This is a genomic window from Nocardioides sp. CCNWLW239 (assembly GCF_037137035.1).
Taxonomy (GTDB): domain Bacteria; phylum Actinomycetota; class Actinomycetes; order Propionibacteriales; family Nocardioidaceae; genus Nocardioides.
The window spans coordinates 38,955-58,454 of the sequence record NZ_JBBBNW010000004.1 but is presented as its reverse complement, the minus strand read 5'-3'; the positions used below and the strand labels follow the sequence as shown (position 1 = coordinate 58,454).

General features: G+C 68.2%; 22 protein-coding genes, 1 other RNA gene and 1 riboswitch. Of the genes, 17 read left to right on the top strand and 6 right to left on the bottom strand.

The genetic code is table 11. The features are described 5' to 3' along the window. Positions 1 to 18: 18 nt before the first annotated feature. The 3 genes from WBG06_RS17280 to ku form a co-directional block, all read right to left on the bottom strand. Positions 19 to 1,293, bottom strand: coding sequence for an RNA polymerase sigma factor (locus tag WBG06_RS17280; protein ID WP_336738158.1), 1,275 nt, complete (start codon positions 1,291 to 1,293; stop codon positions 19 to 21). Next, a complete protein-coding gene (locus WBG06_RS17275; protein WP_336738157.1) occupies positions 1,290 to 1,643 on the bottom strand; it encodes a YciI family protein in 354 nt (117 codons plus the stop codon). The genes WBG06_RS17280 and WBG06_RS17275 overlap by 4 nt, the downstream gene beginning before the upstream one ends. 128 nt (positions 1,644 to 1,771) lie before the next feature. Continuing rightward, the gene (gene ku, locus WBG06_RS17270) at positions 1,772 to 2,638 is read right to left on the bottom strand and encodes a non-homologous end joining protein Ku (RefSeq protein WP_336738156.1); all 867 of its coding nucleotides are present in this window, start codon (positions 2,636 to 2,638) and stop codon (positions 1,772 to 1,774) included. Positions 2,639 to 2,858: 220 nt separating this feature from the next. Here ku and WBG06_RS17265 point away from each other — a divergent pair, with 220 nt between their 5' ends. The 7 genes from WBG06_RS17265 (at position 2,859) to WBG06_RS17235 (ending at position 9,424) form a co-directional block, all read left to right on the top strand. Beyond that, on the top strand, positions 2,859 to 3,440 hold the full coding sequence (locus WBG06_RS17265) for a hypothetical protein (protein ID WP_336738155.1): 582 nt from the start codon (positions 2,859 to 2,861) through the stop codon (positions 3,438 to 3,440). 52 nt (positions 3,441 to 3,492) lie between these two features. Continuing rightward, positions 3,493 to 4,461 (top strand): ATP-dependent DNA ligase, encoded by a 969-nt coding sequence (locus WBG06_RS17260; RefSeq protein WP_336738154.1) that lies wholly within the window; start codon positions 3,493 to 3,495, stop codon positions 4,459 to 4,461. Beyond that, positions 4,461 to 5,378 (top strand): non-homologous end-joining DNA ligase, encoded by a 918-nt coding sequence (ligD, locus tag WBG06_RS17255; RefSeq protein WP_336738153.1) that lies wholly within the window; start codon positions 4,461 to 4,463, stop codon positions 5,376 to 5,378. The genes WBG06_RS17260 and ligD overlap by 1 nt, the downstream gene beginning before the upstream one ends. 14 nt (positions 5,379 to 5,392) lie before the next feature. After that, positions 5,393 to 6,073 (top strand): response regulator transcription factor, encoded by a 681-nt coding sequence (locus WBG06_RS17250; RefSeq protein ID WP_040755281.1) that lies wholly within the window; start codon positions 5,393 to 5,395, stop codon positions 6,071 to 6,073. Positions 6,074 to 6,314: 241 nt separating this feature from the next. Continuing rightward, positions 6,315 to 6,489: riboswitch (cyclic di-AMP (ydaO/yuaA leader) on the top strand. Between the two features lie 2 nt (positions 6,490 to 6,491). Further along, the gene (locus tag WBG06_RS17245; protein ID WP_336738152.1) at positions 6,492 to 7,292 is read left to right on the top strand and encodes a C40 family peptidase; all 801 of its coding nucleotides are present in this window, start codon (positions 6,492 to 6,494) and stop codon (positions 7,290 to 7,292) included. A 187-nt stretch (positions 7,293 to 7,479) separates the two neighbouring features. Next, positions 7,480 to 8,598, top strand: a complete 1,119-nt coding sequence (prfB, locus tag WBG06_RS17240; RefSeq protein ID WP_336738151.1) for a peptide chain release factor 2 — start codon at positions 7,480 to 7,482, stop codon at positions 8,596 to 8,598. A gap of 4 nt (positions 8,599 to 8,602) precedes the next feature. Then, on the top strand, positions 8,603 to 9,424 hold the full coding sequence (locus tag WBG06_RS17235) for an alpha/beta fold hydrolase (protein ID WP_336738150.1): 822 nt from the start codon (positions 8,603 to 8,605) through the stop codon (positions 9,422 to 9,424). Positions 9,425 to 9,490: 66 nt separating this feature from the next. Here WBG06_RS17235 and WBG06_RS17230 read toward each other — a convergent pair whose 3' ends face one another. Continuing rightward, positions 9,491 to 10,108 (bottom strand): hypothetical protein, encoded by a 618-nt coding sequence (locus WBG06_RS17230; protein WP_336738149.1) that lies wholly within the window; start codon positions 10,106 to 10,108, stop codon positions 9,491 to 9,493. Between the two features lie 74 nt (positions 10,109 to 10,182). Here WBG06_RS17230 and ftsE point away from each other — a divergent pair, with 74 nt between their 5' ends. The 4 genes from ftsE to smpB all read left to right on the top strand — a co-directional run bounded on the left by ftsE (position 10,183) and on the right by smpB (position 13,682). Continuing rightward, a complete protein-coding gene (ftsE, locus tag WBG06_RS17225) occupies positions 10,183 to 10,872 on the top strand; it encodes a cell division ATP-binding protein FtsE (protein WP_045548285.1) in 690 nt (229 codons plus the stop codon). Between the two features lie 69 nt (positions 10,873 to 10,941). Continuing rightward, positions 10,942 to 11,850: a permease-like cell division protein FtsX gene (gene ftsX, locus WBG06_RS17220; protein ID WP_336738148.1), complete on the top strand. Its 909-nt coding sequence runs from the start codon at positions 10,942 to 10,944 to the stop codon at positions 11,848 to 11,850. A gap of 23 nt (positions 11,851 to 11,873) precedes the next feature. Further along, entirely contained in the window at positions 11,874 to 13,139 is a 1,266-nt protein-coding gene (locus WBG06_RS17215; protein WP_336738147.1) for a peptidoglycan DD-metalloendopeptidase family protein, read from the top strand. A gap of 63 nt (positions 13,140 to 13,202) precedes the next feature. After that, entirely contained in the window at positions 13,203 to 13,682 is a 480-nt protein-coding gene (gene smpB, locus WBG06_RS17210; protein WP_336738146.1) for an SsrA-binding protein SmpB, read from the top strand. Between the two features lie 102 nt (positions 13,683 to 13,784). Here the strand turns inward: smpB and WBG06_RS17205 are convergent, their stop codons facing one another. Further along, positions 13,785 to 14,180: a type II toxin-antitoxin system VapC family toxin gene (locus WBG06_RS17205; RefSeq protein WP_336738145.1), complete on the bottom strand. Its 396-nt coding sequence runs from the start codon at positions 14,178 to 14,180 to the stop codon at positions 13,785 to 13,787. Further along, positions 14,177 to 14,449: a type II toxin-antitoxin system VapB family antitoxin gene (locus WBG06_RS17200; RefSeq protein WP_336738144.1), complete on the bottom strand. Its 273-nt coding sequence runs from the start codon at positions 14,447 to 14,449 to the stop codon at positions 14,177 to 14,179. Before WBG06_RS17200 ends, WBG06_RS17205 begins: the two co-directional genes overlap by 4 nt. A 134-nt stretch (positions 14,450 to 14,583) precedes the next feature. On the opposite strand from WBG06_RS17200, the gene ssrA reads away from it, so the two are divergent. The 6 genes from ssrA to WBG06_RS17170 all read left to right on the top strand — a co-directional run bounded on the left by ssrA (position 14,584) and on the right by WBG06_RS17170 (position 19,397). After that, positions 14,584 to 14,954: a transfer-messenger RNA gene (gene ssrA, locus WBG06_RS17195) on the top strand. A 423-nt stretch (positions 14,955 to 15,377) separates the two neighbouring features. After that, positions 15,378 to 15,914 carry an NUDIX hydrolase gene (locus tag WBG06_RS17190; protein WP_336738143.1) on the top strand — a complete coding sequence of 179 codons (537 nt, stop codon included), beginning with the start codon at positions 15,378 to 15,380 and terminating at the stop codon, positions 15,912 to 15,914. A 111-nt stretch (positions 15,915 to 16,025) separates the two neighbouring features. Continuing rightward, on the top strand, positions 16,026 to 16,916 hold the full coding sequence (locus WBG06_RS17185) for a phenylalanine 4-monooxygenase (RefSeq protein WP_336738142.1): 891 nt from the start codon (positions 16,026 to 16,028) through the stop codon (positions 16,914 to 16,916). A 165-nt stretch (positions 16,917 to 17,081) separates the two neighbouring features. Next, on the top strand, positions 17,082 to 18,119 hold the full coding sequence (locus WBG06_RS17180) for a M15 family metallopeptidase (RefSeq protein WP_336738141.1): 1,038 nt from the start codon (positions 17,082 to 17,084) through the stop codon (positions 18,117 to 18,119). Between the two features lie 29 nt (positions 18,120 to 18,148). Continuing rightward, positions 18,149 to 18,979: a hypothetical protein gene (locus tag WBG06_RS17175; RefSeq protein WP_336738140.1), complete on the top strand. Its 831-nt coding sequence runs from the start codon at positions 18,149 to 18,151 to the stop codon at positions 18,977 to 18,979. A 10-nt stretch (positions 18,980 to 18,989) separates the two neighbouring features. Next, positions 18,990 to 19,397, top strand: coding sequence for an HIT family protein (locus WBG06_RS17170; RefSeq protein WP_336738139.1), 408 nt, complete (start codon positions 18,990 to 18,992; stop codon positions 19,395 to 19,397). The last annotated feature ends 103 nt before the right edge of the window (positions 19,398 to 19,500 follow it).

The window sequence follows — 19,500 nt, the reverse complement described above, 5'->3', positions numbered from 1 at the left end:
GTCGAGGCCCGTCGATACTTACGCGTCGGACGAGATCCCGTCGCTTCGACACGCGGCCGCACGTTTCTCGAGAAGCTCCTGCTCCCCGGCGTTGGAGGTCAGCGAGGCTGCCTCGTCGAAGGCATCTGCGGCCTCGACGAGCCGCCCTGCACGCTGCAGCAGATCACCACGTACGCCGGCAGGCAGATGTGATCCCGGCAGCGCCCCCTCGGGGAGGGCCGCCAGGATCGCCAGGCCGGCATCGGGCCCGAAGGCGCGCCCGTGCGCCACGGCACGGTTGACCTCGATCACGGCGCCGGGTGCAGCCGAGGCGAGTACGTCGTAGAGGCGGGCGATCTCGGCCCAGTCGGTGTCCTCGGCCCGGCGGGCGCGGCCGTGGCAGGCGGCGATCATCGCCTGCACCAGATAGCTCCCGCCGGGGGTGCCGGAGGAGGCCAGCGTCGTCGCCCGGTCGACCGCGGCGAGGCCACGGCGCAGCAGCAGCTGGTCCCAGCGACTCCGGTCCTGGTCCTCGAGGAGCACCGGGTGACCCTCGGCGTCGGCCCGCGCGGCGAGCCGCGACCCCTGGATCTCCAGCAGCCCCTGCAACGCCTGCGCCTCGGGGTCGGCCGGGGCGAGCGCGGCCAGCATCCGGGCCAGCCGCATCCCCTCCAGGCACAGCTCGGGCCGGGTCCACGTCGGTCCCGCCGTCGCCGCATAACCCTCGTTGAAGACCAGGTAGATCGTCTGCATCACCTCGCGCAGCCGCGCCGCCCGCTCCTCGCCGACCGGGAGCTCGAACGACGCCCCGACCTCGGCCAAGGTGCGCTTCGCGCGCGAGATCCGCTGGCCGACGGCTGACTCCTTGGCGAAGTAGGCCCGCGCGATCTCGGCGGTCGTCAGCCCGCCGACCAGCCGCAGCGTCAGCACCGTACGGGAGTCCGGTGCCAGCGCCGGATGGCACGAGAGGAACATCAGCCGCAGCACATCGTCGTCGATGTGGTCGACAGCGGCAGCCAGGTCCGGCATCTCACCCTCCTCCAGTTCGTGGCCCAGCAGGGCGACCTTGCGGCGCAGCACCTCGTCACGGCGGAACCCGTCGATCGCGCGCCGCTTCGCGATCGACATCAACCACGCCCCGGGGTTGCGAGGGATGCCCTCGCGCGGCCACTGCTCCAGCGCCGCGACGAGGGCATCCTGGGCGAGGTCCTCGGCCAGGTCGAGATCGTGGGTCATCCGCGCCAGGCCGGCGAGGAGGCGTACGGACTCGTTGCGCCAGACCGCGACGATCGCGTCTTCGGGGGACGGGCTCATTCGGTCGGCGGACCGACCAACGGCCGCATCTCCACGGCCACGTCCTGGCCGGGCCAGAGCTCCTCGTGGAGCTGGATCATCCGGCGACCGAGCTCGGCGGCCTCGTCGTGGGAGCGGACCTCGAACAAGGAGAACCCGCCCGCGACCTCCTTCGCCTCGGCGAAGGGTCCGTCGATGTGGGTCACTTCCCCGGCGGTCAGCCGGATCTCCAGCCCGGGACCGAGCCCATCGGCATCGAGCAGGATGCCGTCGGCGTACTGCTGCTTGATCTCCGCCTCCACGGCCTCGATCAACGCCCCCGGCGGCCGCCCGGCGTTGGGGTCCATCTTCACGAACATCATGTAGCGCATCTGCTTCTCCTTGCGGGTCGGCGACGCGTCCGTTGCGCGTCGTCGCCTACGCGTCGAGGAGAGCCTGCCGCTTTCGACACGCCCACACCAGAGATTTCGGCCCGTGTCGCCTTCCTCGCTCCGGTCGCCTACGACGCCTTCGACTTCTTCGGCTTCTTCTCCTCGGCCTTCTCGGCCTCCTCGGGACTCGCTTCATCGTCGCTGGCCTCGCCGCGCGACTTCTTCGCGGCAGCGACCGAGCGCTGCAGGGCGGCGAGCAGGTCGACGACCTCGCCGGAGGTCTTGGTGGAGGTGGGGGTCCGCTCGACCTCGCCGCCCTCGATCTTGGCCTTCACCATCTCCTCGACGGCGTCGGCGTAGTCGTCGGAGAACTCCTCGGGGTTGAAGTCGCCCGCGAGCGTCTCGACCAGCATGTTGGCCATCTTGATCTCGGAGTCCTTGATCTCACCGGCCTCGACCTTGAAGTCGGGCACCCGGATCTCGTCGGGCCACATCATCGTCTGCAGCACGATGACATCGCCGTTGTCGGTCTCCCGCACTCGCAGCGCGGCGACCGTGGTCCGCTGCCGCAGGGCGACGGTCACCAGCGCGACCCGGTCCGCCTCGCGCAGAGCCTGACGCAGGAGAGCGTAGGGCTTGACCCCGGTGTTCTCGGGCTCCAAGTAGTAGCTCTTCTCGAAGAGCATCGGGTCGATCTGCTCGGAGGGCACGAACTTCTCCACCGCGATCTCGCGCGAGGAGGTCGTCGGCAGGTTGGCGAAGTCGTCGTCGGTGAGCACGACCATCTCGCCGTCCTCGGTCTCGTAGCCCTTCGCGATCTCGGAGTAGGGCACCTCTTCGCCGTCGATCGAGCAGATCCGCTGGTAGCGGATCCGGCCACCGTCGGCCTGGTGCACCTGGCGGAAGGAGACGTCGTGGGACTCCGTCGCCGAGTAGAGCTTCACGGGCACGCTGACCAGCCCGAACGACACCGCGCCCTTCCAGATCGCACGCATGCTGAACTCCCTCCGCAACGGCAACAACGACCCCAGTATCTGTCGGATCCTCCGATACCGGTACCCCATTCGCCCACGACAGAGCCACCACGCGCGTGAGTAAGAACCGCACACATGGGTGAATCTGACCTGTCGTTTCCCCAGAACTGCCGTCATTTCGGCACACGTGTGCGAAAGTCACCTCTCGCGTCCTGTGTCGGTTCGAAGAAAGAGGCCGCCCGTGGAGTTCCGTGCCCGGACCATCGTGCTCATCAGCATCGGGTCGGTCCTCGTCTTCGTCGCCCTGGCGGTCGGGATCGCGGTCCCGATCTCCTGGGCGATCGCACCGCGGGTGTTCACGGTCGACACCGCCGTAGAGCAGCAGGTGATGCAGGACCTGGAGCCCTGGGCGGACGAGGTGATGGCGATCGAGGGCCCGCCGGGTACCACGCTCAGCCCGGAAGCCGGGGTTGGCGGTTGCCTCTTTGACGATTCGTCCGAGACGGTCGATCAACCGAATGCAGGCATCTACTGGGATGGCCCCTATGACCCCGTAGCCGCGAAGCACGGGCCTGGAAAGGTCGCGCGTTCGGAGTTCGCCTTTCTGGTGGATCGCATCGAGGCGTTGGGGTGGCGCGTCGAGTCGGAGGGATTCGTCGAGGGCGATGCCTACATGCCGAGCCGGATGGAAGCCGTTCTACTCAGAGGGTCCGGCGACGATCTGGTCCGTCTGGACCTGACCAGCGAAGGGTGGGTGTACGACGCGGTGCTGACGCTCCCGCATGCCCCGAAGGCGTGCCGGGTGGACGTCGACTGGCCGTGAGGATCGTGCCGATCTACCGGGCGCACCGCCCGCGCGGAGGCAAGATGGACGCATGCGGCCCATGCTCGCCACGCCCGGCGCCCACGTCCCCCCGGGGGATGAGTGGGTCCACGAGGTCAAGTGGGACGGCATCCGGCTCGTCGGAGAATCGGAGCAAGGACGTACGCAGACCCGGCTCGCCACGCGCAACGGCAACGACGCCACCCCTGCCTGGCCCGAGATCGCGGCCGGTCCGATGCGCGACATCGTCGTCGATGGTGAGGTGATCGCGCTCAACGAGGCCGGCCTGCCCGACTTCCGGGTGCTGATGGACCGGATGCACAACCGCGACGTCCGCCGGGCGGCGCGGTTCGCGGAGCGGATCCCTGCGACATACATGGTCTTCGACCTTCTCCGGCTCGACGGGCAGGTGCTCATCGAGAAGCCGTGGACCGAACGGCGCCAGATCCTGGAGGGTCTCTACGAGAGCGGTGAGCTGTCGAGCTGGCAGGTGCCCCCGACGTACGACGACGGCCGGATGCTCCACGACGTGACCCGCGACCAGGGGCTGGAGGGGATCGTGTCGAAGCGGCGCACCAGTCGCTACCGGCCCGGTGAGCGGAGCAAGGAGTGGGTGAAGCTGCCTCACCGCTACCGGGCCTCGCTCGTCGTCGGCGGCTGGCGGCCCGAGGTGGGCACCGCGGGCGGCACCGAGCGTCTGGGCGCACTGCTCGTCGGGCAGCCGACACCAGACGGGCTGATCTACCGCGGGCGCGTCGGCAGCGGCATCACCGGGAAGCGGGCGCAGCGACTCGGGGAGCTGCTGCGCGAGACCGGTAGGAGCCCGTTCGCCGGCCCGGATGTCGACCCGGACGGGGGAGTGCCGACCGTGGACGCGAAGGGCACCCACTGGGTCGAGCCGCTCCTCGTCGTCGAGGTGGAGACCCACGGCAGCCCGGTCGCGGCGTCGAGCTACAAGGGCAGGCTGCGACAGCCGAGCTTCATCGGCATCCGCGAGGACATCGAGCCGAAGGATCTGTGATGGTCGAACGAGAAGAGGTACGTGTCGAGGTCGACGGCAGGGTCCTGACCCTGACCAGCCTCAGCAAGGTGCTCTATCCCCGCACCGGCATGACGAAGGGCGAGGTGCTCAACTACTACGCCCAGGTCGCTCCGGCGCTCCTGCCGCAGCTCCAGGACCGCGCGGTCACGAGGATCCGGTGGCCGCACGGCATCGGTGACATGTCGTTCTTCGAGAAGAACGCACCGGCAGGCACACCGAGCTGGGTGCGCACGGTCACCGTCCCGACCACCGGATCGCGGACGGAGGACCACAGGGAAGGGACGCTGACCTTCCCCATCCTCGACAGCCTCGCCGCGCTCACCTGGGCGGCCAACCTCTCCGCGCTGGAGCTGCACGTCCATCAGTGGACGGTCGACCCGGACGGCACCCCCGCGGGCGCGAACCGGATCGTGATCGACCTCGATCCCGGCGAGCCGGCCGGTCTCCAGGAGTGCTGCCAGGTGGCTCTGCTGGTGCGCGAGGCGCTGGGTGCCCGTGACCTCTCCGCGACGCCGGTGCTCAGCGGCAGCAAGGGCCTGCATCTGTACGCCGCGCTGCCGGAGCCCGTCGAGCCCGAGGTCGCGACAGCGCTGGCCAAGGAGATCGCCGAGAGCCTCCAGAAGGCGAACCCGACCAAGGTGACCGCGACGATGACGAAGAGTCGCAGGTCAGGCAAGGTTTTCTTGGACTGGTCACAGAACTCCGGCTCGAAGACGACGATCTGTCCCTACTCGCTGCGAGGCAAGGAGATCCCGAAGGTCGCGGCCCCGGTCACCTGGGACGAGGTAGCGGAAGGGGCCGAGGATCCGCTCGCTATCGACCAGCTCGGACCTAACGATGTGATCACGCGCTTATCTGATTGGGGGGATCTCTTCACAAGCGCTACGGGGCTGTAACTATTGTTCTCTTCATGTCGAACTCCGTGCTTGTCGTAGAAGACCAAGAGGACATCGCTGCTCCCCTGGTGCGCACGCTCCAGCGAGAGGGCTACGACGTCACCTGGGTCGACTCCGGCAAGAAGGCGCTGGAGCTGCTGGCGCCTCCCTACGAGGCCGAGCTGGTGCTGCTCGACCTGGGCCTTCCCGACATGGACGGGCTCGAGGTCTGCAAGGCGGCGCGGGACAACGGCTACGAGGGCGGGATCATGATCCTCACCGCCCGTGACGCCGAGATCGACCTGGTGGTCGGGCTCGACGCCGGCGCTGACGACTACCTGGCCAAGCCGTTCGCGCTGGCTGTCCTCCAGGCCCGGGTCCGCGCGCTCCTGCGTCGCTCGGGTCCGGTCGAGCCCGGCGCCGACGACGACGCGCTGCGCATCGACGTCGCGGCCCACCGGGTCTACGCCGGCGAGCGCGAGGTGACGCTGACCGGCAAGGAGTTCGCGCTCCTGGCCGTCCTGGCCGCCTCCCGCGACAAGGTCGTCTCCCGGGACCGGCTGATGGCCGAGGTCTGGGACGAGAACTGGTACGGCTCGACCAAGACTCTCGACGTGACCGTCGGACGTCTGCGCCAGAAGCTCGAGGCGGCCGGAGTGCAGGAGAAGGTCGTCGCGGTCCGCGGGGTCGGGTTCCGGCTGGAAGCCGGAGAGTAGGCACAGTCGGCTGGAAGCCGGGGAGTAACTCCACGTTCAACCCGCCGTCATACGGCCGTTCGTGGGTGAGATGACTCACAAACGAGGGCAAAACCACGCGTGATCACGCGGATTGTGCTCCAGAATCGGACTTTCCGGATTGGATCCGCTTGAGTTGTCATGTCACCTTGGTTGAGCCGTGCAGAACGCACGACCGGCCCCGGTTCACGCCGAATCCTGTCCCTCCGGAAGCCGGCCCCAACTACTGAACCCCCTTACCCCTCACACTCAGCAGTACGTATGGGACAGGAGCGGGGGACCCAAGATTCCCGCGACTAACTCGGACGGTCGCTCGGGGTGAAGCCATCGATCGATGGCCGGGCAACCTTCTAGCCCGAACCCGACAGCTCACCTCGCAGGCGTGGGAAGGAACTCACGCATGTCCAAGTCCGTATCCAGTCCTGCCCATCGAGGCAGTCCGCGCCCGTTCCGAGCGCCGAACGTCTCGATCGCTCGGACGATCGCAGGATCCATCAGCAGCCACGGGAAGCTCGTCGGTCGGATCACCCTGGCCAGCGGCATCGCCGCCGGTGCCCTGGTGGCGATGCCCGCCGCGAACGCGGCTCCGGTGTCCCAGGAGACCGTCGAGTCGGCCAAGGTAGTGGAGGCTCCGACGCTGGAGGCCTCGGCCACCCCGGCCACGATGCTCACCGACATCCAGCAGCTCGAGAGGGCTGTCGAGATGCAGCAGCGCAAGGCCGAGGCAGCTCGCAAGGCCGCCGAGGCGAAGCGCAAGGCAGCGATCGCGGCCAAGAAGGCCGCGGAAGCGAAGAAGAAGGCCGAGGCGGAGGCGAAGGCCTACGCCGCCAGCCAGCAGGGCAAGATCGATCGGGCGATCAGCGTCGCCTCGCAGCAGATCGGGGACCCGTACGTCTGGGGTGCCACCGGTCCGAGCTCGTTCGACTGCTCCGGCCTGACGCAGTACGCCTTCGGTGCTGCCGGCATCGAGCTGCCCCGGGTCTCGCGGGACCAGGCGGCTGCGCTGCCGACCGTCCCGAACGACCAGATCCAGCGCGGCGACCTGATGTTCTGGGGAAGCCCCGTCTACCACGTGGGTATCTTCCTGCGCTGGGAGAACGGCCAGGCGATCATGCTGCACGCGCCCAAGCCGGGCGCGGCCGTTCGTGAGGAGGCTGCCTGGGACGGCTGGTTCGCCGGCTCGACCCATCGCGCTGCCTGAGAATCTCTCGGGGCCCGTCTCGGCGGGCTCACCCCCACATGTATCCCCCTGGTGCTCGCCCTCCGGTTCCCCATGCCGGAGGGCGAGCGCATATTTCCGAGGCGGCGCCCGAGCACTGCGGGGATGAGGCGGGGCAGTGGGGTCGGCGAATCGAGCGGCGAACCACTGGTCAAGTAACCTGTAAGACGTGGCAGGCCCCGAATTCGACACCGAGATCAAGCAGCTCCAGGCAACGATGCAGACCATCGGCCAGGTGCTGGACCTGGACGCGATGCGCAAGGAGATCGCCGACCTCGGCGAGCAGGTCGCCGCGCCCGACCTCTGGGACGACCAGGACAACGCCACCCGGGTCACCGGACGCCTCTCCCTGCTGCAGGGCGAGCTCAACAAGTTCACCGAGCTCAGCACCCGCATCGAGGACCTCGGCCTGATGGTCGAGATGGCTCAGGAGGAGGGCGACGCCGACACGCTCGCCGAGTCCGAGGCCGAGCTCGGCCGGATCAAGAAGGCCGTCGAGAGCCTGGAGATCCGCACCCTGCTCTCGGGGGAGTACGACTCCCGCGAGGCCCTGGTCACGATCCGCTCCGGCGCCGGTGGCGTCGATGCCGCCGACTTCGCCGAGATGCTGATGCGGATGTACGTCCGCTGGGCCGAGCGCAACAAGTACCCGGTCGAGGTCTTCGACACCTCCTACGCCGAGGAGGCCGGGCTCAAGTCCGCCACCTTCGCGATCCACGCTCCCTACGCCTACGGCACTCTCTCCGTCGAGGCCGGCACCCACCGCCTGGTGCGGATCAGCCCGTTCGACAACCAGGGCCGCCGCCAGACCTCTTTCGCCGCGGTCGAGGTCGTGCCCGTGCTCGAGCAGACCGACGAGATCGAGATCGACGAGAACGACATCAAGGTCGACGTCTACCGCTCCTCGGGCCCCGGTGGTCAGTCGGTCAACACGACCGACTCGGCGGTCCGGCTGACCCACATCCCCACCGGCACCGTGGTCTCCTGCCAGAACGAGAAGTCGCAGCTGCAGAACAAGGCCGCCGCGATGATCGTCCTCAAGGCCAAGCTGCTCGCGCTGAAGAAGGCCGAGGAGGAGGCACAGCTCAAGGAGCTCAAGGGCGACGTCGCCGCCTCCTGGGGCGACCAGATGCGCAACTACGTCCTCAACCCTTACCAGATCGTCAAGGACCTGCGGACGACCTACGAGGTCGGCAACCCGCAGGCGGTCTTCGACGGCGACATCGACGGGTTCCTCGAGGCCGGCATCCGGTGGCGCCGTGGCGCCGAGAAGGCCGAACAGAACTGACCTGATGGTTGCGCGGACGCGCACCAGGCTTCCACTCCCGGGCCGCGGGGCGGCGTACGTCTTCGACGCCTACGGTCCCGAGGACGGGGTGCCGATGGTGCTGTTGCACGAGCTCGGAGGCAGTGCGAAGAGGTGGCAGGAGGTCGTGCCGCAGTTCGCGGCCGGGCACCGGGTCCATGCCTTCGACCTGCGTGGGCACGGGGACTCGGACTGGGCCTCGGAGTATTCCCACCGGCTCATCGCCGACGACATCATCGTCGCGATGGACGCGCTGGAGATCTCGGGCGCGGTGGTCGTCGGGCACTCGACCGGCGGCAACGTCGCCCTGCTGGTGGCGATGCACCGGCCTGACCTGGTCTCCCGGCTCGTCATCGAGGACGTGGTGCCGCCCGCGCCGCGGGCGCGCCGTCTGCCTCGCCCCGGGCCTGCGGCCAGGCCGATGCCGCACGACTGGGAGTGCATCGCCTCCCTGCTGGTCGAGGCGACGACCTACGACGCGTGGATGTGGGAGCAGCTCGAGCTGCTGCCCATGCCGACGCTGATCGTGGCCGGCGGCGGCAACAGCCACATCCCGCCGGCAGACCTCGAGAAGGTCGCTCACCGCATCCCGGACGCCGAGCTGGTTCGCTTCGACGTCGGCCACTTCGTGCACCGGAACCGGCCTCAGGAGTTCGCCGACGCCGTGCTCTCCTGGCTCGCGTCGCGGGCGCTGGACGCGACGCTATCCGCGTCGCGGGTGGGATCCCCATCCCTAAGGACCCCACCCGCTATCGCCAGCCGGCTCTGCTCTGACTCAGTGCCCGCGGCGGCGCGCGCCGCTCGATGAGGGGCGTACCCGTCCCGAGCGACTAAGTCGATTAAAGCACTAGACTTTAGGTGGAGCAAGTACGTCTCAGGAAGAGGCAGCGGTCGCGGTCACCAGGCACCAGCGGGAGGCGCGCTTCTGGACCGTCGCGGCGGCCTCACCGGCCTTGCCGGTGAGCTGGCAGGAGAGCCAGGCGTCACCGAAGAGGCCGCGCAGGATCACCGTCGGCTGCTTCTTCGCATCGACACAGGTGAGAGCGACCGACGGCTTCCCGTAGGCAGGGCTCGACGCGGCCTTGCAGCCCTTGGGCACGCTCTTGGTCATCTGGGTCGCCCAGTCCAGGGTGACCGGCGGGGCGAAGACCCAGGCGCGGGCCGAGGTGGCCGAGTCCTCCGGGCCGGTCCAGATGCATCCGTACTCCTGGGCGACGTCGGTGACGCCGCTCGAGATCACGGTCTGGTCACCGTCGTTGTAGGCCTTCTTCTCGGTCGCGGCGCCGCCCAGGGCCTCGGTCGCGTCCTCGGTCGGGACGCGCTCGCAGAACGCTCCGCGGCGTACGTGCATCGTGGTGGTGTCAGCCGTGCTCAGGTCGCCCTTCACCTCGGGCGTCTCCGGCTCGTCGTCTTTCAGGGTGAGCACGCCGACCCCGACCGCGATCGCGGTGAGGACTACGGCACCGATGAGGATCCGGACTGCAGAGCGCACCCAGCCACAGTACAGGGGCAGGTATCTCCGAGCCGAAGTGCTGAGCCCACCACCGTTGCACTACCCTCGGTGCGGTGATCCGCTTCGAGAAGGTCAGCAAGGCCTACCCAGGGCAGGCACGACCCGCCCTCAACAGCCTGTCGATCGACATCCAGAAGGGGGAGTTCGTCTTCCTCGTGGGCCAGTCCGGCTCGGGGAAGTCGACGGCGCTGAAGCTGATGCTGCGTGAGCAGCGGCCGACCACGGGCCGGGTCTACGTCGCCGGCAAGGAGATCAACCGGCTGGCCGGCTGGAAGGTCCCGCGGCTGCGCCGCCAGGTCGGCACGATCTTCCAGGACTTCCGCCTCCTGGCCAACAAGACCGTCGCCGAGAACGTCGCCTTCGCGATGCAGGTGACCGGTCACTCCAACCGCGAGATCCGTCAGCGCGTCCCGGAGACGCTCGAGCTGGTCGGCCTCGACGGCAAGGGCGACCGGATGCCCGACGAGCTCTCCGGCGGTGAGCAGCAGCGGGTGGCTGTCGCCCGCGCCTTCATCAACCGACCGATGATCCTGATCGCCGACGAGCCGACCGGAAACCTCGACCCCGGCAACACCGTCGGCATCATGCGCCTGCTCGACCGCATCAACCGGTCCGGCACCACCATCGTGATGGCGACCCACGACGTTCAGATGGTCGACCAGATGCGCAAGCGCGTCATCGAGCTCGAGCACGGCCACCTCGTACGCGACCAGGTCCAGGGCGGCTACGGAGCCCAATTCTGAGGCTTCAGTCCTGAGTGACGCTCTCACCCGACCAGGCTCTACGACTAGAGAAAGTTTCCTCTACCCGCCATGCAGCTGCGCTACGTATTCACCGAGCTCCGCCAGGGGCTCCGCCGCAACCTGTCCATGCACGTCGCGGTGGCCCTGACCCTGCTCGTCTCGCTCACCCTGGCCGGTGTCGGCCTGCTGCTGCGTGAGCAGGCCCAGCTGACCGAGGAGGTCTGGGGCGACGAGCTGCAGATCACCTTCTACATGTGCAACGGCGCCAACGACCGCAACCCGCAGTGCGCCGGCGCCGTCGACGACAGCCAGAAGAAGGTCATCACCGACGCCCTCGAGGACAACAGGTACGTCGACAAGGTCGAGGAGGAGAGCCAGGAGCAGGCCTACGAGCGGCTGCAGGCTCTCGACGTCGAAGGTGTCAGCGGGCCCGACCCGGTGGTCAGGGCCGAGGACATGTGGGAGTCCTACTGGGTCACGATGACCGACCCGCACCACTCCGCCGAGATCATCGAGGCGGTCGCCGGCCTGGACGGGATCGACCACGTCGGCGACGTCCACGAGGTGACCGGGCCCATCCTGGCTGCTGTCGACGGGCTGCAGAGTGCGGCCCTGGTCGGCGCGATCGTGCTGATCATCGCGGCGCTGCTGCTGGTCGCCAACACCATCCGCCTGGCCGCCTTCGCTCGCCGTCGTGAGATCGGGATCATGCGCCTGGTCGGTGCCTCGACCCTCTACATCGCGCTGCCGTTCCTGCTCGAGTCGCTCGTGGTGGCTCTGGTCGGCATCGGGCTGTCCGGGATCGCGCTGGCAGCGGTGATGCACTTCGGTGTCGAGCAGCGACTCTCCTCGACCGCGGTGACCCAGTGGGTCGGCTGGGAGGAGTTCTTCAGCTCCTTCGCGATCGTGGCGCTCCTCGGCATCCTGCTCACCCTCGTCCCGACACTCCTGCTCACCCGCAAATACATCAAGGTCTGACGGCGCTCACCTAGGGTCGAGCCGTGCACGTCTTCCCCCGTGCCGGCTCGCTCGCCGCTGCGCTCAGCTGCGCCGTGGTGGCTGCCGTGCTCTTCTCGCCCACCCTTCCCTCCTCTGCGGACGAGCGCGACCGGCTCGAGCAGGAGCAGCGCGAGGTCCAGCAGGACCAGAAGGCCGCCGCGGAGGAGCTCGAGCATTCCAGTGCCGGCCTGCGGAAGGCGTCGGCGACGTACGCCGCAGCGCAGAAGAAGCTCGACCAGGCGCAGACCCGGCTCGACGAGCTCAACGGCCGGCTCGTCGAGGCGCAGGCCGCCCACGCCGCGCTCGAGGCCGAGCTCGCCGAGCAGAAGAAGCTGCTCGCCGAGGCGAAGCGGCAGCTCGCCGACGGGCAGGCCGAGGTGAAGGCGCAGCGCGAACAGATGCGCGACGCGATCCTGACCCGGTTCACCGGGGGAGACCCGCAGCTCGCGCAGGCCGCGGCGCTGCTCTCCGGAGGCTCCCTCGAAGACCTGATGCGCCAGCAGACGTACGTCGACGCGGCATCCGCCGGCCAGGACGCAACCCTCCAGCGGATGGAGGCGACCGAGACGATGCTGGTCGTCCGCGAAGGCGAGGTGCAGGAGGCCACCGACGCGATCGCGGCCAAGGAGAAGAAGGCCGGTGAGCTGGTCGTCGAGGTCGACTCGCTCCGCGACCAGGCCGCGGCGGCCCATGCCGAGATGTCCACGCTGGCGGATCAGGCGGCGACCGCGAAACGATCCGCCGAGGCGGCGAGGGCGGCCGATGCCGCCGAGCTGCGCCAGCTCGAGGCCGAGGAGGCTGCGCTGCGTACCAAGATCCGGTCGCTCGCCTCGGCGGGTTCCGGGTCCGATCGCAACGTCGGATCGGTCGGCGGGCTCTTCACGATGCCGGTGGCTGACACCTACGTCACCTCGCCCTACGGGATCCGCAAGCACCCGATCTACGGCTACGTCTCGCTGCACAACGGCACCGACTTCCACGCGCCGTGCGGGCGCCCGCTGGTCGCGATCGACTCGGGGCAGATCATCTCGACCTCCTACTCCAGCGTGTGGGGAAACCGCCTGCACCTGTATCTCGGCAAGGTCAACGGGGCCTCCTACACGGCCGTCTACAACCACATCTCGAGCTACGCGAAGCGTTCGGGTTCTGTCGGGCGGGGCGAGACCGTGGCGTACGCGGGGACCACCGGCTGGTCCACCGGGTGCCACCTGCACTTCACGGTCCTGCGTGACGGGACCCCGGTCGACCCGATGCCGCTGCTCGGCTGAACTCGCCGCGGCCGACGCCTAAACGTTTCGCGGTCACGACCCTGTGCCTGAGAGAATGGGGGAATGGCGAAGGAGCAGGGGCGCAAGATGATCGCGCAGAACAAGAAGGCGCGACACGACTATCACATCGAGGACACCTACGAGGCCGGCATGGTCCTGCAGGGCACCGAGGTGAAGTCGCTGCGTGAGGGGCGCGCGTCGCTGGTCGACGGCTTCGTCGACATCGACCGTGGCGAGGCCTGGATCCACGGGATCCACATCCCCGAATACCTCAACGGCACCTGGACCAACCACGCCGCCCGTCGCAAGCGCAAGCTGCTCCTGCACCGTGCCGAGATCGACAAGATCGAGCGCAAGGTCTCCGAGAAGGGCCTCACCGTCGTCCCGCTCGCGCTCTACTTCCTCAACGGTCGCGCCAAGGTCGAGATCGGCGTCGCCAAGGGCAAGAAGTCCTGGGACAAGCGCAACACCATCGCCGAGCGCACGGCCAAGCGGGAGGCCGAGGTCGAGGTCGGCCGCAAGCTCAAGGGCATGAAGGGCTGACGAGCGAGGCCGAGGGCCGAGCTTGCTCGTGCCCTCGTGCCGAGCGAGGAAGTCCCGCCGCCGAAGGCGGCCGGGCTGACGAGCGAAGTCGTGCCTTCGGACTTACGGCATCGACGGCGTTGGCAGGGCGGGGATGACGTCAGTGTGGGTGAAGTCGTCGCCCTTGAACAGGAGTGCGTCGTCCTCGGTGATCGTCAGGGCGTAAGCGAAGCAGTCGCCGAAGTTCAGTTGGGCTGGGGAGCCGCGGCCCTTGCCGAAGCGCCGATACGCCGAGCGCGCTGCACGCGCTTGCTCGATCGAGACCGGCACCAGTTCGATAGACGCCTCTGACACGAGAGCGTCGAGATCGGCGGCGGCCCCGCGGCTCTCGGCGACGATCGAGGCCTCCACCCAGTTGGTGACGGACATGCGCCCGCCGTCCGCCAGCTTCTCGATGTAGAGCTTGCGGTCAGGTTCGCCGCGGAGCACGGCGATGAGTGCTGACGAGTCGACGATCATGCGGGCAGCCCGGTCTCCGGGTCGTAGAGATCCTCGACCTCTACGACGCTGTCGGAGAAGCCGATGTCCGGTCGGTGTGCCCAGCGATCACCGATCTCGAGCATGCGTGCGATACGTCGCTCACGTTCGGTCTCTGTGGGGTCGGCGCCGTACTTCTGAAGGAGTGTCACCAGTGCCTCCTCGATGACTCCGGTCTGAGTCTTGCCGGTGATGCGTGCGGCCTCGCGGGCGAGCGCGTGGACGCGGTCGCTCTTGATGTTGAGGCTCATGCTTACACCTTTCTACCATCGTCGTTGTCTACCATTCTACCCTGGGTCTCGAGGAAGATAAACCGAGTGGGGAATGTCCGTGGAGCCCTGTAGTGTTGTGCCGTTGCCTGGTTGCAGGCATTGACAACTCAAAAGGGGCTGATCGGTTTCGACTTGGGACGTTGCTCCCAGGGGAAGCGGGTCGAGGAGCCAGCGTCATCTCGTAAACGATCGCTGGAAACCAATAACTGCCGACTCTAAGCGCAGTTCCTTCGCTCTCGCCGCCTGACGCGGTGATCGAAGCGTCTGACCGAGTATCCGTCTCCGGCTCGGACCCAGGCGTCATCTAGGAGACTCACCTCATGCACATGCCGACGGGGCATGAGGGACAACTAGTCGGATGAGCCTGTCGGGGACGTGTCTGTGTCGAGCCCCGGGGATGAGAGAACGCCACCCACAGACTGCACCCGGAGAAGACCTGGCACGGCGCTCGAGGACCGGGGTTCGATTCCCCGCAGCTCCACTCGATCGAGGGCGGCGTGTGCTCGCGGAAAGCGCGAGCCACGTCGCTCTCGTCATTTGTCCGCGCTTCGCGCGGAGGCGGGGGCTTCGCCACCCGCACCCCCATGAGGTGGGCGCGTGGCTGAGACGGCCGCGTCGCGGCGGGGGAGATCCCCCGCACCCCCTTGGTGCCGCGCGGCTGGTGTTGCCGCTTCGTCTCGCGGGACGCCCTGGCACGTCCTTGGCTCGCCCGTGGTTGACCTGTGCGCCGGGAGGCCACGGATGGGCCGGAGGGGTGCCCCGACACGCCGGCATCTCGGCGTGTCGGGGCACCTCTGGCCGGTTCTGTGGCCGCTTGCTGGCTCGTTCACGTCCTGCGGCATGGTTGCCTTCGCGCCTTCCGTCATTCCGAAGCACTGGGATCCGACGCCCGGGCAGACTGCACGGTATGCGCGCGCTTGGAAGCAGGCAGGTCTATGCCGACCGATGGCTTGCGGTGCGAGAGGACACCGTACGCCGCGACGACGGATCGATAGGCACCTACACGCTCGTCGAGAGCGGTGACATCGTCCTGGTGATTCCGGTCGATGCCCAAGGCTTCTACCTGGTAGAGCAGTACCGGCACCCAGTGGCTGCGCGCCGCTGGGAGTTTCCGTCGGGGAACATCGATGCGAGCGTCGACGCGGACGTCGTGGACACGGCAGGGCGAGAACTTCGCGAGGAGGCGGGCCTGCTGGCCGGTTGCATGAGCGTGCTGGGCCGGGTGGAGATCACGCCGAGCACGATGACTCAGCGGTGCACCGTCGTGTTGGCTACGGATCTTACGCAGACCGCTCATCAGCGAGATCCAGAAGAGCAGGACATGCGATCTGCGTGGTTCGGGCGCGACGATGTCATGCAGATGATTCGTGATGGCGAACTCGTCGACGGCAAGTCGCTGGCGGCGTTCGCGCTCATGTTGACGACCCTGCCCGAAGACTCCTAGGCGCCCGTCACGTCCGTCGACGTAAGACTTCCGGTCGTTCATCTCCCTGGCGAAATGACTTCTCTTGCGTGCGCGATAGGGTGGTGAGGCGTACGTCACATGGAGGTAAGGATGTTCGAGGAAGGACAGCTCTACTCGCCCGTCACCGTGGGCGAGGACGGGCAGGTCGAGGTGCACCTGGGGGACAACCACCCCGGGTTCGCAGACCAGGACTACCGGGCACGACGGAGCGAGATCGCTGCCGCGGCGCTGGGTTGGAAGCCGGGAGACACCGTCCCCCGGATCGACTACACCGAGACGGAGAACGAGATCTGGCGGACGGTGTGCCGCGAGATCGCGCCGCTGCACGCGAAATACGCCTGCCGCAACTATCTCGCCGCGGTCGAGGCCCTCAATCTCCCGACCGATCGGGTGCCACAGCTCGACGAGGTCTCAGCGGGGCTCAAGCCGCTGACCGGGTTCGAATACGTTCCGGCCGCGGGGATCGTCCCGCTGGAGGAGTTCTACGGGAGCCTGGCCGACGGGCAGTTCCACTCGACGCAGTATCTGCGTCATCACGCGGTGCCGCTCTACACCCCGGAGCCCGACATCATCCACGAGGTGATCGGTCACGGGAACCTGCTCGCCGACCCGCAGGTCGCCGAGGTCAAGCGTCTCGCCGGCGCGGCCGCGCGCCGGGTCCAGACCCGAGAGGCGCTCCAGGTCGTCGCCGACGTCTTCTGGTTCACCATCGAGTTCGGGGTGCTCCACGAGGACGGCGAGATCAAGGCGTACGGAGCGGGGCTGCTCTCCTCCTACGGCGAGATCGAGGAGATGCGGGAGGTGGAGGTGCGCCCGATCGACTTCGCCCAGATGGCGACGATCGACTACGACATCACCCACTACCAGCCGGTGCTCTTCGCAGCGGAATCGTTCAGCCACATGGTCGACGAGGTCGGAAACTTCTTTGCGACCTGCGACGATGACACTCCCGCGAGGCTCGGGGCAGCAGCCACGGCATGACTGGAGGCCTGTTCGAGATCTCGGTGGCGAGATCTCGAACAGGCCCGGATACACCGAATTGGACTGGCGGGGTGTCCTAGGTCACCCCACACTCGGTTCATGGGGATGGGTAGATTCGCCTGGGTCGGGGTTGTTCTGGCATGTGTTGTCACGCTCCTGTGGAGCGTGCCTGCGTCGGCGGCGGTCGACGGTGTCCTACGGCTCTCCGGCCCCGGGACGGTGGTCGACGAGCGGAGCTCGACGATCACGATCACCCTCCGCACGCCTGGTGGCCGGCCGGTCCCTGGCAGCCGGGTCAAGCTCTACACCAAGACGGCGGGGGCCGATGGCTACGCTCTCCACACGACGGTGACGACCAACGCCGAGGGCCGCGCCAGTGTCAGCGTACGTCCCCGCTACGACACCATCTGGCGAGCCAACTCGAGTGCCGTCGTCGGGGTGAACGCGGCGTGGAGCAACTACTACCGGCTCGACAACGTCCCGCCGGTGGCCCCGGTGCGGCTGCCCAGCGCCGCCCCGAAACCGAGACGCAACCCGCCGGTCCAGCCGCGCGCCACCGGGAGCGGTGCCAACGGCGTCGTCACCACCATCCCCGACGGGGTGTGGCGCTCGATGGTCGGCGTCTCGTGGCACAGCGGCTGCCCGGTGGGGCGGGCCAACCTACGGCTGCTGCGCATCAACTACTGGGACTACTCCGGCTACCGCCGACGCGGCGAGATCATCGCCCACCGCGACTCGGTCGGCCGCATGAAGAACGCCCTGACCGCGATGTACGCCGGCCGCTACCCGATCCGACGGATGTATCGCGTCGACCGGTTCGGCTACTCCAAGACGCTGCGCGGCGGCAACGACTACGCGTCCATGGACGCCGACAACACCTCGGCCTTCAACTGTCGCAACGTCGTCGGCCGCCCGGGTGTGCGCTCGCCGCATTCCTACGGTCGCTCCCTCGACGTCAACCCCTGGGAGAACCCTTACCGGTCGCGCGACGGCTACGTGCCCAACAGGTGGTGGCCCTCGCGCTCCCACCCGCGAGTGGCCTGGCGCAGCACCAGCCACGGCGTCGTCCGGGCGATGCGCAACAACGGAATGCGGTGGACGTACGGCTCGGGCGACCTGCACCACTTCGACGCTCCGGTCAGCGGCCGGGTCGCTGCCCGGCAGATCATGCCGTGCGGTGCCGAGGCCGTGTCGTGCCATTAGCGGCGGCAAACGGGGTTTAACCTCGGGGAATGGATCCCGACGGCTACCGCAACCGCGCGCTGGAGGTGGCGCTCGCCGACGCCGACGCCGACGCGGTCGGTGCCGCGCTGCGTAGCGGTCAGGTTGTCGTTCCCCAGCTCGACGAGGCCCGGATCCGGGTGTTCCCGGGGGACCGCGGCAACCGGCCACCGTACGAGGCGATGCTCTTCTCCTCTCAGGAGGCACTGGAGACGTTCCTCGCCGACGACACCCGCCGCCGGGCCCAGCTGCGCAGCGGCGACGGCCTGCGTGAGTTCCTCACCGCCAACCTCGAGGAGATCGCGTACGTCACCTTCGACCCGGCCGGGCCGAACCGCTTCCGGGCGGGCATCAAGGACGTGCTCAAGGCGCTCGGTCCGAAACCGCACGTCGACCTGCGGCTGCCGAAGGGGCAGGAGTGGTACGTCGTCGACATGTCCGACGATGACGTACGCGACTATCAGCTCGCCGACCTGACCGACAAGGTCCTGCCGAAGGTGCAGCGGTCCAAGAGCGAGCAGCCCGAGTGGGCTCAGTGGATGGTCGCCGCGAAGGACGCGGCCGCCGAGCAGGGCGCGGCGTTCCTGGCCTACTGGCTGCAGCGGGTCGGGCGGCGCCCGTCCGGCCTCGCGGTCGCGCTGAGCCGGCCGGCGCCGTTCGGGATGGTGCGGCATCCGCTGCAGGCCGAGACGACCACGGTGGGGGAGCGGTGGATCGCCTCGCCCGACCGGCTCTACGAGTCGCGCCTGATCTACTCCTTCCCGCACCCCGATCTCGCCGACCTGGCCCTGCCGACCGTCGACCTCGTGGTCGCGACGCTGGCCTGGGGTGATGAATCGTGAGGTGTGTGTCGTGACGTGTGTGTTCTGCGACGTGGTCGCCGGCGACCTGGAGGCCGAGGTGGTCTTCGAGGACGACCTGTTCCTGGCCTTCCTCGACCACCGGCCGGTGCAGAAGGGGCACATCCTGATGGTGCCCCGGCAGCACCTCGAGACGTTGCTCGATCTCCCTCCCGACCTGCACGGACGCTTCGTCGCGAACGGTCAACGATTGGCCGCCGCCGTCGTCGAGGGTCTCGGAGCCCAGGGCAGCTTCGTCGCGATCAACAACGTGGTCAGCCAGTCCGTCCCACACCTCCACCTCCACGTCGTCCCGCGCACCCGCGGCGACGGTCTCAAGGGCTTCTTCTGGCCCCGCCACAAGTACGCCGCCGGCGAGCAGAAGGAGTACGCCGACCGGCTGCGTGCCGTGCTGGGCTGAGCCGGGCCGAGTTCACCGAGGCGTACGGCTTCGGCCATCGAGTCGTCGGGGCGAGGTCGGGGAGGGCCGATTCACTCGGGGTCAGTTGTTGTCCACTGATCCC